Source organism: Gaoshiqia sp. US2, assembly GCF_059705485.1.
This window is the reverse complement of sequence record NZ_AP048550.1, coordinates 676,164-692,628: the sequence shown is the minus strand read 5'-3', so window position 1 is coordinate 692,628 and position 16,465 is coordinate 676,164. Positions and strand designations below refer to the sequence as shown.

General features: G+C 46.5%; 9 protein-coding genes. 7 read left to right on the top strand and 2 right to left on the bottom strand.

The genetic code is table 11. From position 1 onward, the window contains the following. Window positions 1–3 precede the first annotated feature (3 nt). The 7 genes from AC6H3C_RS02735 (at window position 4) to AC6H3C_RS02705 (ending at window position 13,202) form a co-directional block, all read left to right on the top strand. Complete coding sequence (locus AC6H3C_RS02735) at window positions 4–2,205, top strand: hypothetical protein (RefSeq protein WP_497519089.1); 2,202 nt, start codon at window positions 4–6, stop codon at window positions 2,203–2,205. A 306-nt stretch (window positions 2,206–2,511) separates the two neighbouring features. Then, window positions 2,512–3,864, top strand: coding sequence for a hypothetical protein (locus AC6H3C_RS02730; protein ID WP_497519088.1), 1,353 nt, complete (start codon window positions 2,512–2,514; stop codon window positions 3,862–3,864). Between the two features lie 66 nt (window positions 3,865–3,930). Next, window positions 3,931–6,201, top strand: a complete 2,271-nt coding sequence (locus tag AC6H3C_RS02725; protein ID WP_497519086.1) for a GH92 family glycosyl hydrolase — start codon at window positions 3,931–3,933, stop codon at window positions 6,199–6,201. A 9-nt stretch (window positions 6,202–6,210) separates the two neighbouring features. Then, entirely contained in the window at window positions 6,211–8,292 is a 2,082-nt protein-coding gene (locus tag AC6H3C_RS02720) for a discoidin domain-containing protein (RefSeq protein WP_497519084.1), read from the top strand. A 60-nt stretch (window positions 8,293–8,352) separates the two neighbouring features. Next, window positions 8,353–10,635 carry a GH92 family glycosyl hydrolase gene (locus AC6H3C_RS02715; protein ID WP_497519083.1) on the top strand — a complete coding sequence of 761 codons (2,283 nt, stop codon included), beginning with the start codon at window positions 8,353–8,355 and terminating at the stop codon, window positions 10,633–10,635. A 52-nt stretch (window positions 10,636–10,687) separates the two neighbouring features. Next, the gene (locus AC6H3C_RS02710) at window positions 10,688–11,608 is read left to right on the top strand and encodes an endonuclease/exonuclease/phosphatase family protein (RefSeq protein WP_497519081.1); all 921 of its coding nucleotides are present in this window, start codon (window positions 10,688–10,690) and stop codon (window positions 11,606–11,608) included. 37 nt (window positions 11,609–11,645) lie between these two features. After that, window positions 11,646–13,202: a family 43 glycosylhydrolase gene (locus AC6H3C_RS02705; protein ID WP_497519079.1), complete on the top strand. Its 1,557-nt coding sequence runs from the start codon at window positions 11,646–11,648 to the stop codon at window positions 13,200–13,202. A 42-nt stretch (window positions 13,203–13,244) separates the two neighbouring features. On the opposite strand, the gene AC6H3C_RS02700 is transcribed toward AC6H3C_RS02705, so the two are convergent. Together AC6H3C_RS02700 and AC6H3C_RS02695 are read right to left on the bottom strand one after the other, a co-directional pair. Next, the gene (locus AC6H3C_RS02700; protein ID WP_497519077.1) at window positions 13,245–14,384 is read right to left on the bottom strand and encodes a hypothetical protein; all 1,140 of its coding nucleotides are present in this window, start codon (window positions 14,382–14,384) and stop codon (window positions 13,245–13,247) included. A gap of 222 nt (window positions 14,385–14,606) precedes the next feature. Then, entirely contained in the window at window positions 14,607–16,427 is a 1,821-nt protein-coding gene (locus tag AC6H3C_RS02695) for an FAD-dependent oxidoreductase (protein WP_497519075.1), read from the bottom strand. Window positions 16,428–16,465 lie beyond the last annotated feature (38 nt).

The window sequence follows — 16,465 nt, the reverse complement described above, 5'->3', positions numbered from 1 at the left end:
ACTGTGAGATTAAAAGATGTTTTATATTTTGCTATAGGAGCTTTGTTTATTGCCGCTTGTGCAACGGGCAAACTGAATGAGAATCCGCAACCAAAGGAAAAAACGGCGTTTCAGACTTCAAATCCATGGAAGCCAGTCACCGATGTAAGAGCTGATGTGGCCATTGTTTACAGCGTCAGGGATCATCATCGCAGTAACCACATGACTTTTGAAGAACGCGTACAAACCTGGCGTGACAGAGGGTACATCACCCATTTTATGACCGGGATTGCCTGGGGCGAATACCAGGATTATTTTACGGGGAAATGGGACGGAGTACCTCACCTTGATGAGGGACAGGTGACCCAGCGTGGGGATACGATTTGGCACGGACGCATGGTGCCCTACATTGTCCCTACCAGAAATTTCATTAAATACATCAAGGAAACGCAAATCAAACGGGTCATCGATGCCGGTATTGACGCCATCTACCTCGAAGAGCCCGAATTTTGGGCCCGTGCCGGATACAGTGAGGCCTTTAAACGGGAATGGAAAGATTATTACGGGTTCGACTGGCGTCCGCAACACGAATCGCCCGAGAACACCTACCTGTCCAATAAACTCAAATATCATCTTTATTACCGGGCATTGGACGAGTGCTTTACTTATGCGAAAGAATACGGAAAAAGTAAAGGAATGAATGTCAGGTGTTATGTTCCAACCCACTCTTTAGTAAATTATTCGCAGTGGCAGATTGTTAGTCCCGAAGCCAGCCTGGCTTCTCTCCCTTGCGTTGATGGATATATCGCACAGGTATGGACAGGCACTTCCCGATCACCCAACTATTTTAATGGTAAACAAAAAGAACGGGTATTTGAAACAGCTTACCTGGAATACGGTTCCATGGAATCAATGACTGCCCCGACCGGCCGTAAAATGTTTTTCCTGACCGACCCGATTGAAGACTGGCCGCGCGACTGGGTCGACTACAAGAAAAATTATCAGGCCACCTTTACCGCTAAACTCTTGTATCCGCAGATCGCCGATTACGAGGTGATGCCGTGGCCCGACCGAATTTATGAGGGACTTTACAAAACCAGCGCTGACAGCGATGTGAAGGAAAAAATTCCCCGCTTTTATTCTACCCAGATGCAAGTCATGATTAATGCGTTAAACCACATGCCTTTATCTGACAATAAGTTGAACGGATCTGCCGGGATCAGCGTATTGATGGCAAATTCGCTGATGTTCCAGCGCTTGCCTACGCACCACGGATATGAAGACCCGAATTTCTCAAACTTTTATGGTCAGACTTTACCATTTCTAAAAAGAGGAATTCCTGTAAAAACTATGCACTTTGAAAACGTTTCTTATCCGGAAACCTGGAAAGACACTAAAATTCTGGTCATGTCTTATTCCAACATGAAACCATCAGCTCCGGAAGGACACAACCACATTGCCGAGTGGGTGAAAAAAGGCGGCATTCTGGTCTACTGCGGTCGCGATATCGATCCTTTTCAATCGGTTCAGGAGTGGTGGAATACCGGGAATAACCGTTATCAAACAGCTTCGGAACACTTGTTTGAGAAGTTAAATATCAAAGCAACAGATCAGGATGGAACTTACCAATACGGAGACGGAACGGTGTATATCATCCGGAAGGACCCCAAGGAATTCATTATAGAAGCTGGTCAAGACCTTGAATTTGTAGCTATTATAAAACAGCTATACGAACAAACAGCCAAAGCAGGAGAATTTGTTTTTAAAAACAATTTCTACCTTGAACGGGGGCCCTATGACCTGATTTCAGTACTGGACGAAAGCGTCAGCGACAAGCCCTATATGCAAAAAGGCAGACTGATTGATCTGTTCGATCCTGAACTGCCAGTTCTTCATGAAAAAACAGTTTATCCTGGTGAGCAGGCGTTTCTGCTAAACGTTGATCGCGTGGAAAATCAGAAAAAACCACAGGTTTTAGCTGCCGCCTCGCGTGTTTACGAAGAAGAAGTTAAAAAAGGCAGCTATTCATTTATCACCAAAAGTCCGTTGAATACATCGAATGTGATGCGCGTGTTGTTGCCTAAAGGGCCAATAAAGCATCAGGTATCTGATCATGAAGGAAATCAAATAACCGAGGCCGCTTGGGAATGGGATGAAGCCAGCAAAACAGGTTTGTTGAAATTTGAAAATGATCCGGAAGGGATCAACGTCGAATTTTACTGGTAAGAATCCTACGTCATTCTAACGTGTATCAGATAGCGCTGATTCCATGCTCAGGCAGTCCAGTTATTACCAGACTGCATGTATTGACACCACTTTATTTAATACATGGCGTGAAAGAATGCAAAGCGAACTGAAGTTCCTTTTAAGAACGAAGAACTTAATGATCCGGAGTACCAGCCGCTGGCTCCGGATCATCTTTTAAAACGGACTGTTTACGTGATTATGATATTTGAGAAAAGAGACTTCCCCGAAGGATATTAACCCATAGAAAGAAAGACACATCTGCGTCTTATTAACCGTTTTTTTCAGATGAAAAGTAAATGTCTCGTTGGCATATTGATTGTATCCTCATTTTTAATTCAAAGCTGTTCAAAAGAAAACAACGAACCGCTTCCGGAAACGCTAACCGTTAAAAATGAGAATATGGTGGCAAAAACCTTATGGTACACCGGATGGACATCTATACCGTCGATCATGTCGATGACGCATGCTGAACTGAGAAATTCGTTAATCTCTAATCTTCGTGAAAGATGTAATCAGTCGCTCGCTTCGTTGCAGAAAATGAACGACTCAGACCTGTGCTGGGCAGCCATGATGCATAAATTCCTGCTTGATGCCCGGATTTTTACTGCCGAACAGTTATTAACGATGACGCTGGAAGATAAACGAAATTCGGTTATTGAATTGAATGCAACACTTACCGGCCTTCCGGCATCCCGGTTTCAGTCAAAAAACAATGCCCGGAATCTTATTGACGCTTATGAACAATGGTTTTATCAAAACAGTTCAACCCGGCTGAAAATCGATAAACTCAATGGCGTTAGAAGTGGCAGCCCGTCCTTCAATTTAAAAGACGACAGGAATATCGTGATGGATGTTTTACGGATTGTAAAAGCCGATGATGCATACACTTATCTGGGCGTCTATCATGCCATGGCAAATACCGACCAGTTTAAATTATACCTTGCCGGAAGTAACGACCTGAAGACCTGGACAAATCTAACTGAACTGGGAGACCGTGCCCACCAGGGAGACATTAAAAAGTGGGGCAACGGTTATCTGGTTGCCAATGAGCAAGATCCGGTACAGGGAACCAATAACATCCGCATCCGGTATTATTCATCGTATGCCGGTTTAGTTGCCAATAACCCGGCACACGACAAGTCCCTTCCACAAAATTTGTCAAATTTAGCCGAAGGGACGCCGGATATCCGGATCATTGAGGGCAATGTTCCATCCTCTTCACACATCCTGATTGGCTACCATTATTACGATAATGGAATCCGCGACCAGCAAGCCTTTGGCATTTTGCGCAATTTTAATGAATGGCGAACCTGGAAAGATGAACCGGCAAATTTTACCATTCAGGAAATGGGATACCAGGGAAATATTGGCGGAAGGACTGCATTTTCTCATTCCGGAGACTTTGTGTTACAAGAAGCGCAAATCCGTTCAGGCGATTGGAGCAGTTGGCGTTTGTTATTCGGGAACGGTGTATTCTACTACACCTTGCATCCCGAAACAACCTTGGGTTCAACCTCCTTTGCCAATCCGGGTATCTCAGAAGTTGAACCGGACAAATTTGCAGTGACCTGTTTTTTACCATCGCAGGGAAATCATTCCCGCGAAAACGGTGAACTCCTGTACACGGTTCAGTTTTGAGTGAAATCGTTGTTGTTGTTGTAATAATTGCAGATCTGGTCGTATAATCATTAATTCATCATAAATATGAAAAACCTATTCTTACTACTCTTTATTATCTTCAGTATAAATGACTTGCAAGCCACTAAGCCGCTTGACCTGGTCAAACATGTGAATACCTTGCAAGGAACGAATTCCCGTTTTGAACTGACACGGGGAAATACCTACCCAACTACCGCCTTACCATTTGGTATGCATACATGGACCCCGCAAACTGGCGTCAATGGCGATGGCTGGAAATACCAGTTTTTTAAGGACTCTATCCGGGGTTTCCAACAAGCGCACCAATGCAGTTCCTGGTCGAACGACTATTGCGTATTTTCGCTAATGCCGGTTACGGGTAAGCTGGCTTTAGACCAATTTACCCGTGCAGCAAAATTTAGCCACGATCATGAAATTGCTAAACCCAACTATTACAAGGTGACGCTGGATAACCGGATTACCACCGAGATTTCACCAACCGAACGAGGTGCGCATCTTCGGTTTAAATTTCCAAAAAAACAAGCTTCGTATGTGGTGCTTGACGGCTACACCGGTTTTAGTCAGGTAAAAATTCTTCCAAAGGAAAACCGGATTGTTGGTTACGTGCGTAATGGTCGCGGATTGACCGACAATTTTAAAAGTTATTTTGTCATTCAATTCGACCGGCCCATCAGGGATTACGGTGTATGGGAAAACTGCGAAAAAAAGCAATGGAAGGGTGAACTTGAAAAAGAAGGGCGTGGCGCCGGTGCCTGGGTACGTTTTGATGATGGCATAAATGTTCAGGCAAAAGTAGCCTCTTCATATATTAGTCCCGAACAGGCTGATCGAAACCTGGCTACCGAATTGGAACCATTTAAATCGTTTGACGACACAAAAGCTGCCGCCTGGGAAATTTGGAACCATCATCTCAATCGTATTTTAGTCGAAGGGGGAACAGAGGAAGAAATGGCCACATTTTATTCCTGTTATTTTCGGGCAAGCTTGTTTTCACGCAAGTTTTACGAACTGGATGAAAACGGGGAGCCTTATTATTTCAGCCCTTACGATGGCAAAATCCATTCGGGATATTTATATACGGACACCGGTTTTTGGGATACGTTCCGGGCACAATTTCCCTTGAATGCACTGCTGCATCCAACGATGCACGGCCGTTATGTGGCCGGGTTGCTGGATTCGTACGACCAATGCGGATGGTTGCCTTCGTGGTCATTCCCAGGTGAAGCCGGAAGTATGATCGGGAACCACGCGATTTCGCTGTTGGCTGATGCCTGGGCAAAAGGATTACGGACTTTTGACCCGAAACGGGCGCTGGATGCCTATTATCACGAAGCAACCAACAAAGGTCCCTGGGGACCTGCAAACGGGAGGGACGGCTGGAAAGAATATTATACTCTGGGCTATGTTCCTTATCCGAAATACCGCGAAGCTACCGCAAAAACTCTTGAATATGCCTATGATGATTTCTGCGGCTACCAGTTGGCAAAAATGAGCGGAAACGATTTTTATGCACGGGTCTTTTCCCGACAGATGTACAATTACCGCAATTTGTTCGATCCATCCGTTGGTTTCATGCGCGGGCGTGATGAGCAGGGCGCATGGAAAGCCGATTTCAACGCATACGAATGGGGGGGACCGTACACCGAAGGCAATGCCTGGCATTATCTCTGGTCGGTTTTTCACGATCCGCAGGGTTTGATCGATCTGTTGGGCGGAAAGGAAAAGTTCGTAGCAAAAATGGATTCAGTATTTTCTATTCCGAATACCGTGCTTGTTGGTACCTACGGACGAAAAATTCACGAAATGACTGAAATGGAAATGGCCAACATGGGCCAATATGCTCATGGCAATCAACCCATTCAACACATGATTTACCTGTATAATTACGCCGGTGTCCCTTGGAAAGCTCAAAGATGGGCACGCACCGTAATGGATAAGTTATACAATGCCACCGAAAACGGTTATCCTGGCGATGAAGACCAGGGGCAAACTTCGTCGTGGTATGTGTTAAGCGCGTTGGGCTTTTACAGCGTTTGCCCGGGAACCGATGAATATGTTTTAGGAAGCCCTGTCTTTCAAAAAGCAACAATCACCCTCGAAGACGGAAAACAATTTACCATCGAAGCAAACAACAATAACAGGGAAAATGTGTATATCCAATCGTCCAAACTGAATGGCGAAAATCACAACCGTAATTTTATTCGTTATCAGGAGATTGTGACTGGCGGGCTTATGAAACTGGAAATGGGGAATCAGCCAAATAAATCGCGCGGAACCGAGTCAAAAGATTTGCCTTTTTCTTTGTCTAACAATTGATTTTTTCTGATGAAAACTAAAAATATCCGCACGATACTTTGTTTGTTCTCTCTGATAACGATGTCTATATCTTTCACATCAATCAGTGGGAAAGCTAAGAACAAGCCAGTTAAATTGTCTGAGCCCCATAAATTTGAAAGGGGCATCTCTTGGCCAATCGGGCAAGCCCTGCCTCAGTTTGCCAGTCTCGTTGATACACTCGATGGATTGGATCTGCACAAAGCATCCCTATCCCCTTCCGAAAAGGCTATGTTCTCTACATTACAAGGATTAGTGAATAAAAATAAACCTCGTATAATTTTGTTTGATGAAGAAAGAGAGGGAAAATACAAATGGCCAAATAATCTGAACTTAACGATCAACGAGTGGTCAGATGCATGGGGTTTATTGCAGAAGTACCAACATGAAGTTTCAGGCATTGTTCTGTACGATCGGGAGAAAAGCATCCATTACCTAAATCTGGCCTCAACGCTTGGTGGATTAAAAAACGCTCTTCCTGTTACTCCCTCTGATTGGAATAACCTGAAAACAAGAGGGTTTAACTTTCCTGTTTTAGCCGATTTGACCAGCCTGACAAGTACTGCTCCTGCTGAAATTTATCAATATCTTTATGACAATTATTGGCATCAATGTACAAAAAGGCTGTTGGTGAGTTCAAATCCCCGGCATTCGGGCTATATCCGCGACATTGGGGTAGCAACCAAATCTGCTTTTGTTTGGTTAGATCCCCGGAAAAACGATGAAGCCGATGTGCTTCGGAATTTCTTGGGAGATATGAAAGCCGGAGAAAGTATTATAATAGGATGGTGGGCCGAAGAACGTTCAGGTATTGGTATCGGGACATCTTTTGGTATCTCAACCATTCCATCAGATTTTTACGAAAATACGACCATTTACGCGGGAGGGTCAAACCGGATTCAACTCCCTGTTGTCCCTAAAAAACCAAAACTGGAAAATAAAATTTATCTGGCTATTTTCCTAAGCGATGGAGACAACGTTCAATATTGTCAACATGCCATGTCTGAATTGTGGGACAACAAAAATCGCGGATCCGTCCCAATTAACTGGACCGTAAGTCCGGGACTGGCAGACATGGGGCCGGGGATATTGAATTATTATTATGCCACAGCCACTCCAAACGATTTCTTTGCATCGGGACCATCCGGACTTGGATATACGCTCATTTATGACGCGCATAATCAACTATGGAATATGACCAGGCCAGAACACATCGAAGCTTACACCCGGTTCACGCAACAATACCTCGAAAAAAGCGGGCTGAGGGTCATCACAATCTGGGACGAGATCAACGAACAACAAATGGAAACATACACAGCAAATTGTCGATACCTTTACGGTGTAACACTCGAAGATTGGGAGCGTTCTGAGCCGCTCCAAACGATTGTCAAGCAAAATAAACTGGCTTTTATACCAAACCACCCGTGCTACGCGAGCCATATCGACGATATTTATGTCAGATGGGCAAAAAAGATACAGGCTTTCGACGGATCAAAACCCCTGTTTCTGGCAGCCCAAGGAGAATCGTGGAAGATGGGGCCCGAAAACATTGTTTTATTAAAAGAAAAACTGGAAAAACTGTCGCCGGGAAATATCGTGATTTGTAGGGGTGATCACTTTTTTAATCTCTACAACGAAAGCAACCAACATGATTTTAACCTGACGCTTTCGCCTGAAATGACAGTAACTTCGAGCAAAACAGCTACAAACGCATCTTTTGCTGCAGATGGTACTCCTTCCGGAGAACACAAATGGATTTCGTCAGGAAACGGAGAAAAGTGGATCCAATTTGATTTTAAAGATACCTTTCTGATCAACAGGTATCTCATCCGGCACGCAGGAACAGACGGGATGAACCCTACATGGAATACCCGGTCATTTCGAATAGAACTTAGCGCCGATGGAATAACTTGGCAAACAGTCAGTCAAATCAAAAATAATAAAGACCATATTACTGATATTGATATTGTTCCGGCTACAGCAAGGTATGTTCGTTTGAATATTTTAGATGCGGGGCAAGATGGCACCGCCCGGATCGGAGAATTTGAAGTATATGGAAAACGGCTCCCATGAACCATGCAATTTGTGGTAAAAAGCCCAAAAAGTTTAAACTGGTAATAAAAATAAACAGAGATGATTAAAAAAACAGGATTTTTAGGCGCGTTGTTTTTGTTGAATGTTGTTTTGACAGTGAACGCGCAAACTTCCGGTCCGGTTGATTATGTGAGTACCTTAGTCGGTACGCTTTCGAAGTACGAACTTTCAACAGGAAACACCTATCCCGCAACGGCATTACCCTGGGGAATGAACTTCTGGTCGCCGCAAACCGGTAAAATGGGCGACGGCTGGATGTACACCTATACCGCCGATAAAATCAGGGGATTTAAACAAACCCACCAGCCCAGCCCCTGGATGAACGATTATGGTCAGTTTTCGATCATGCCGCTTACCGGCGAACCCGTCTTTCACGAAGACGAACGGGCAAGCTGGTTTTCGCACAAAGCCGGAACCGCCAAACCGCATTATTACAGCGTTTACCTAGCCGATTTTGATGTAACAACCGAGATAACGCCAACCGAACGTGCGGCCATCTTTCGCTTTACCTTCCCCGAAAGCAAAAACTCGTTCGTTGTCACCGATGCTTTCGACCGTGGATCGTACATCCGGATCATCCCCGAAGAAAATAAAATTGTAGGTTACACCACCCGAAACAGCGGCGGGGTGCCCGATAATTTCAAGAACTACTTTGTCATCCTGTTCGACAAGCCATTTACCTACTTCGCAGCCGTTAAAGACGGTGAAATTTCCCGTGACGAAAGCGAATTTAAAGGCAACCACGCCGGCGCAATCATTGGCTTTTCAACTACCCGCAACGAACAGGTACATGCGCGGGTCGCTTCGTCGTTTATCAGCGAAGAGCAGGCCATGCTGAATTTAAAGGAGTTGGGTAGCGCCGGGTTTGACGAAATTGCCGAAAAAGGAAAAGCGCGTTGGAACGAAGTATTGGGAAAGATCAACGTAGAAGACGATAACATCGACAACCTGCGGACTTTCTATTCCAACTTGTATCGTACCGTTTTATTTCCGCGGAACCTTTCGGAGATCGATGCCGGGGGAAATATCATTCACTACAGTCCGTACAATGGTAAGATCCTGCCGGGCTACCTCTTTACCGATACCGGATTTTGGGACACCTTCCGCTGCTTGTTTCCTTTCCTCAATTTTATCTATCCTTCAGAAAACCAAAAAATGCAGGAGGGCCTGGTTAATGCTTACAAAGAAAGCGGGTTCCTCCCGGAATGGGCCAGTCCGGGGCACCGCAACATCATGGTAGGAAACAACTCGGCTTCGGTGGTAGCCGATGCTTACCTGAAAGGTTTGCGCGGATACGACATCGAAACCTTGTGGGAAGCCTTGAAACACGGAGCCAACCAGGTGCATCCAACGGTTGCTGCTTCGGGAAGAACGGGCTACGAGCCATACAACCAATACGGTTATATCCCCAACGATATAAAAATCAGCCAGAATGTTGCACGGACACTGGAATACGCCTACGACGACTGGACGATCTATCGCCTGGGGAAAGCGCTGAACAAACCGAAGAGCGAGATTGAAATTTATGCGCATCGAGCCATGAATTACAAAAATTTATACAATCCAAAGCGAAAATTGATGGCCGGCAGGGCTACCGACGGTTCTTTCTCCGATTCTTTTGAACCCACCGACTGGAGCCGCGATTTCACCGAAGGAAACAGCTGGCACTACTCCTGGTCGGTATTTCATGATCCGCAGGGACTGATCGACCTGATGGGCGGGAAAAAAGAATTTGTAAACATGCTCGATTCGGTGTTTATCATTCCCGGATCGAAAGGGATGAAAAGCCGTTCGATGATTCACGAAATGCGCGAGATGCAGGTGATGGATATGGGCCAGTACGCGCACGGGAATCAGCCAATTCAGCACATGGTTTACCTGTATAACTATGCCGGCGAGCCCTGGAAATCGCAATATTGGGCGCGCGAAATCATGCACAAACTGTACGCGGCAACCCCCGACGGTTATTGCGGCGATGAAGATAACGGGCAAACTTCGGCCTGGTATGTTTTCTCGGCCCTGGGTTTTTACCCGGTATGTCCGGGAAGCAACGAGTATATTTTAGGGTCTCCTCTTTTCAAATCGGTAACTGTTGAACTGGAAAACGGGAAAAAGATCATCATCAAAGCGGATAACAATTCAAAGGAAAACCGTTACATTTCAGACATGAAACTGAACGGAAAAAAATACACGAAAAATTACCTGACTCACGAAGACTTGATGAAAGGGGCAGAGATCAATTTCAACATGAGTTTGGTTCCGAATAAAAACAGGGGAGTGGACAAAAAAGATTTTCCGTATTCATTTTCCGGAGAAAAATAGTCCCTGAGCAAGGTCGTGATTTGAATGATTTTTTCAATAGAAATAAAATAATATGAAGCGGATTCTATGGGTGTTCCTGGTGTTTATTCTTGCCGGAACCCAGTTAACAAAAGCCGGAGAGCTAACGGTGGCATCTTTTAATATTCGTTACCACAATTCTTCCGACTCGGTGAACGGAAACGGCTGGAAACAGCGTTGTCCGGTCATTTGCGATTTAATCCGGTTTAACAATTTCGAGGTTTTCGGGGCCCAGGAAGTCCTGCACGACCAGTTACTGGACCTGCTCGCCGGCCTTCCGGCCTACGATTATACCGGCGTTGGCCGCGACGACGGAAAAACAAAAGGAGAATATGCACCGATTTTCTATCAAAAAGACAAGTTCGACGCATTGGAATCGGGTCATTTTTGGTTGTCGGAAATTACCGACCGGCCCAACAAAGGCTGGGATGCCGCCTTACCGCGGATTTGCACCTGGGCCAGGTTTAAAGACCTCCAAAGCGGTTTCGAGTTTTTCCTTTTCAATTTGCACATGGACCACATTGGAGTGGAAGCCCGGAAAAACAGCGCCAAACTGGTCTTGAAAAAAATAACCGAAATGTGCGATAACAAACCGGTAATTTTAACAGGCGACTTCAATGTTGATCAGCACAGCGCCAACTATGCTGTTTTGGAAGAATCGGATTTGCTGAATGACTCCTATGAAGTTGCTGAAATAAGATACGCGTTAAACGGCACGTTTAATGATTTTAAACCCGATATGAAAACAGACAGCCGGATTGACCATGTGTTTGTCAGTCCTGCTTTTTCGGTCAAACGTTACGGTGTTTTAACCGATACCTACCGGACAGAGATTGCAGAAAGTAAATCGGAAAAATCAGGAAATTTCCCGCAGGAAGTGTCTCTTCGGAAATATGTGGCACGCACCCCGTCCGATCATTTTCCGGTGAAAGTGGTGTTGCATTTTAAAAACTAAAATTACCTGTGTTTTCCCTAATCTAAACCAATTATCGATGAGAAATTTCATGTTTGCCCTTTCGGTTTTTTTGCTGTGCTGTCAAGGCGCAGAAGCCCAGTCAATCCATACGTATAAAAACCCGGTAATCGCGGGCGACCTCCCCGATCCGACCGTGATCCGGGTCGGAAATAACTATTATGCCGCGGGAACCAGCTCCGATTTTGCGCCAAATTATCCGTTGTACGAGTCAACCGATCTAATTAACTGGAAACAGATCGGGCATATTTTCAATGAACTTCCGTCGTGGACTTCCGACAGCTTTTGGGCGCCCGAATTGTATTACAAGGACGGAACTTTCTTTGTTTATTACACGGCAAAACGCCGGGGCGACCGCGTTTCGTGCATCGGGGTAGGCACAACAAAAGATATTCATAAAGGTTTTACCGATCACGGGATCATCATCGAATGGGGAAATGAAGCCATTGATGCCTTTATTTTTCAGGATGAAAACGGGAAAAATTACATTTCGTGGAAAGCTCACGGCTTAGCCCCGGAAAGGCCAATTGAAATTTTGTGTTCCGAATTGAGCGACGATGGTTTAAAACTGAAAGGGGAACATTTGACCCTGACCGACCACTCCAAAGGATGGCAGGGGGCAGGAGACGAAGGACAGTGCCTGGTGAAACACGGCGCGTATTACTATCACCTGTACTCGGTCGGCGGTTGTTGCGACAACCGTTGCGATTACCGGGTTATGGTTTCGCGCGCCAGGAGCCTGAAAGGCCCGTGGGAACAACTCCCCGACCCGATCATGCAAGGCGGCGATGAGTGGCGCTGCACCGGCCACGGAACCCTGGTGACAACGCCTGACGGTCGTTATTTCTACCTGTATCATGCTTATCATGCCACCGATTTCGAATACATTGGCCGCCAGGCCATGCTCGACGAGTTGGTGTGGGACGAGCAAAGCCAATGGCCGAAATTTAAAAACGGATCAAGTCCCTCGATTCAAGCGCAGGTTCCGTTTCCCGGCACACAACAACTCCGGCAAACCGCTTATGACGATGATTTTTCATCGGCCAAAAGCGACAAACTTTGGCAGTGGGATTTGAACCTGCCCCGGCCAAACTACCGGCTCGAAGACGGAGAGTTGGTTCTGTCTTCGGCAACCGAAGGAATCGCCTTTCTGGGATTCCGCCCGCAGGCGGGAAACTATGTGTTAAAAACGGAACTGTCTAACCAATCAGCCGCGAAAAAAGGGATTTGCATTTACGGGAATCAGCGCAACTTTCTGGCTTTTCCCGGTCAGGCCGGGGGTTTAACCTTATTTAAATCGGAAAACGGGATCCGGTCGGAACTGGCAACTGTAAAGTTAGAGCAAGCTATGCCTTTCTTCCTGAAAGTGGAGGTTTTGAACGGACGTTATTACCAGTTCTTTTGGTCGCATGACCATGAATCGTGGGTTCCGGTTAAAATTGCAGACGAGTACACGGTTGACGGAAAGTTCCTGCCACAATGGGGAGTCGCCATGCGCGCCGGCTTATTTGTTGAAGGCACTTCGCCCGCTACCGGCAGATTTTCGGAGCTAAACATCCACCACCGGTTTGAATAGGCAATTGCGAACCCGGCGGTTGAATGATGAAAAACCATCGATTCACCGTTTCTTATTTATTTCCACACTTGTTTTCGTGTTGAGTAGTCTGGCTGTCAAAATACGGACATAGGCGTCTTCATGCTCCGAAAGATCCTGGACGACCTTCAGAATCTGGTTATTTTCAATCAAATATTCCGGAAGAACAAGGCGGTAAATTAAATTAAGCGACCCAATCCCAATCCGTTGTTGTTGAAACAGTTTCAATAAGCCAAGTACCACGTCTTCACTTACCTGCCCAAGCTCGATGAAGCTCCAGATAAGGTCATTCTTTTTTTGCGGCGGTAAATCAGGCATCAATTCAACCAATTGTTTCTGTATTTGTATGTCTTCCAGTCTGAACCCCTGGAAGTATTGAAGCGCCTGTTTCGAGATTACAGCATTCTCTGATCTGATATACCGGATAATCCGGGGATATAAATCATTATGATATCGGGGATGTTTGTCAATGCGGTGGATGGCCCATTCAATGTACTTTGGATTTTGGCTTTCAAACATCATCAAAAGGTATTCTTCGCTCAGACGTTCCTCCAGGATGTTGTGAATTTCTTTTTGCGTGGGCCCGTAAACCGTGTGCCAAAGCGTGTGGCAGGTGTAAACGGCGTCTTTTACAACTACTTCGGCAAGGGCCGGCTGGGTGGCCGCGGTATAGCCGTCCACTTCGTAAGCTTGGTAAAGATCGACCGAGTCGGGCGCTGCAATCAAATCCTCCAATTTTAACGCTTTAAGGATGGAGGCAGTATCGCGCAGGATGGCATCCAGCTTTTGATAGTCGGGCGCATCAAATTCGGTGTGGTCCGATTTGGTCAACGGTTCTTCTTCCGGGATTTCCATCCCCAGGTAATTCCCGGCGCCATCCCAATACAAAGTCAGGCGGATCATCTTACATTCACCGGTCATGCAGACATCTTTATGAAATTCCCGGCCAAACCAGACCGGTAGTCCGTTTTTGTCCAGGAGTTCAATAATCCCGGTGCCTGAAAGCGAATCGGCTTCGTTTTCAAAATGATGAACGATGCGGTTGCCTTCCATATCCCTGAAACCGGCTTGCCGAAAACCCGGCGGAATTTCCGTGAACCCGGCAAACACCAGGAAAATAACCGCCGTCAATCCTTTTAGGTAATTTTTATTTCTGAATGCCATCGTTAAAACAAATTTTCACCCGGTGAAATTTTAATTCCCCGGGTGAAATAATTCTCCCTCTTTATCTACTACAAATATTAGCGCGGCCCTGCCGCTTTTGCCCCAATTGATTGCCACATATCAGAACAAAGAAAAATGGTGCAGCGCACCGGAATATTAAAGGATATTTTTTGCATGGTACACCCGGTTATCTAATATCGCTAAAAAGTTACTAATCATTTTTTATTTCGGCCCCAACGTACTGCCTTCGTTGTACTTTTGCATGTTTTCGGCATCGTATTTTCCAACTCCCTTTTCCATCAGGGCGTTCAATTCATCCAAATGATTTTGGTAAACGCCGCGCGGGTTGGTGTTGTGCTTTGCGGCAACCGAGGCGGCCATTCCCACCACTTCGCCCATAATCCCGGTGGTGCGCATCACGCGCACGGTTCCGAGCGCCACATGCGTTACGCTGATATTCCTTCCGGCCATAAACAGGTTATCGACATTGCGCGAATAAAAACAGCGGTAAGGGATCGGGTACAGGTGAATGGGTTTGTGTACCGCGATGGATTTAAACTCATTGCCCGGGAAATGTTCTGAATTTTTCGGGTCCGGGTAGTGCAGGTCGATGGTCCACGATGTTGGCGCCGACGCATCGGGATATAGCACGTAATTGGTCAGGTCCTGCTCTTTCAAAATGAAGTCGCCAAGCAGCCGGCGCGATTCGCGTTTACCGGCAATGTAAGCCACCCACTCCAGTTCGCGGTTTTTATAGTCCTCTTTTACCGAACTGTGGTTTTTCAGGAACGACCAGTTGGAATAGACCACCAGCAAGCCATAGTCGCGGACCCGTTCGAAGTCGTTGATCTGGTCGAAGTTCATGCCGGTTTCCCAGGTCCATTCGCCCATAGTCACTTTCTGCGCATTTTCTTCGTTAAACTCAACCCCGTAACTGAATTCCGGGAAAGCGCTTTCCTTTTCATTCTTGAGGGAATACCACTGTACCGACGAACCCATCGTCATTTTGTCGGCTTTTTCGGGGGCGGTAGCTTCGCCGAATTCATCTTTCCCTTCGCGGCCCATATGAAAGTCGGCGCCCGCCAGGAACCCGATGGTGCCGTCGCCGGTGCAATCGGCAAACAGCGGGGCCGAAAACGCCGTTTCTTTCGCTGTTTCAATATGGCGTGCGGTCACTTCGGCAATACGCGAGCCTTTCTTTTTCACGGCGAAAGCTCGGTAGTTGGTGAACAGCAAAATGTTTTCTTCGGCGAGCACCATCTCCGTCTTTTTTTCATCTTCGTAATATTCAGCCGGCTGGGCATTTCCGCCTTTCGACGGGCCGATCTCCTTCACCACGTCTCCCAAAGCCGGAAAAGGCTCCACATTGATGCGACCACCCAGGTGCACGCGCACTTCGGAGCTGTTGTTCCCGCCCAACACGGGACGGTCCTGGATCAGCGCCACTTTCAGCCCGAGCCGGGCAGCCGAAATGGCTGCTGTTGTGCCGGCAACACCGCCGCCAACTACAACCAAATCAAATTCGCCTGCTTTTTCAGGTTTTTTGGGGATGCCCAATTGTTTTTTTCTGAATTTTTCAAGTGCGGCCAATTCATTTGGTGGCGGGGTCTTTTCTTTGGTAAAAAAGATGGCGTCCACCCGGCCGTTAAAGCCGGTCAGGTCGTGCAGGGAAACCGTCGCTTTTTGGTTGGCGATGTTCACTTTCCCGGCATTTTGCCACAGCCATTCGGAGCCGGAATTCCCCAACACCGGGCCGGTGCTTTGCCCGTTGACCAACAACTCAAACTTTCCGGGGCCTTCCCCGTCGAACCAGGGCGCTGTCCAGTTAAAGGTTCGCACAAATACCTGGTACTCGCCGGTTGATGGAAATTCAGCCGTTGTTTCGGCATCGGCCACCGGAACTCCCATACCGTGGGCAAGCAGGTAGGACGAGCCCATCAGGTCCATAAACTGCTGGTCAACCGACCAACCGCCTTTGTCGGAAAAGTTTTCAGCTTCGATGAATAGGGATTGCGCATAAATGGCACCGAGCCATACAGTCAAAAAAATTGTGATTAATAAAGTCTTCTTCATCATATTTT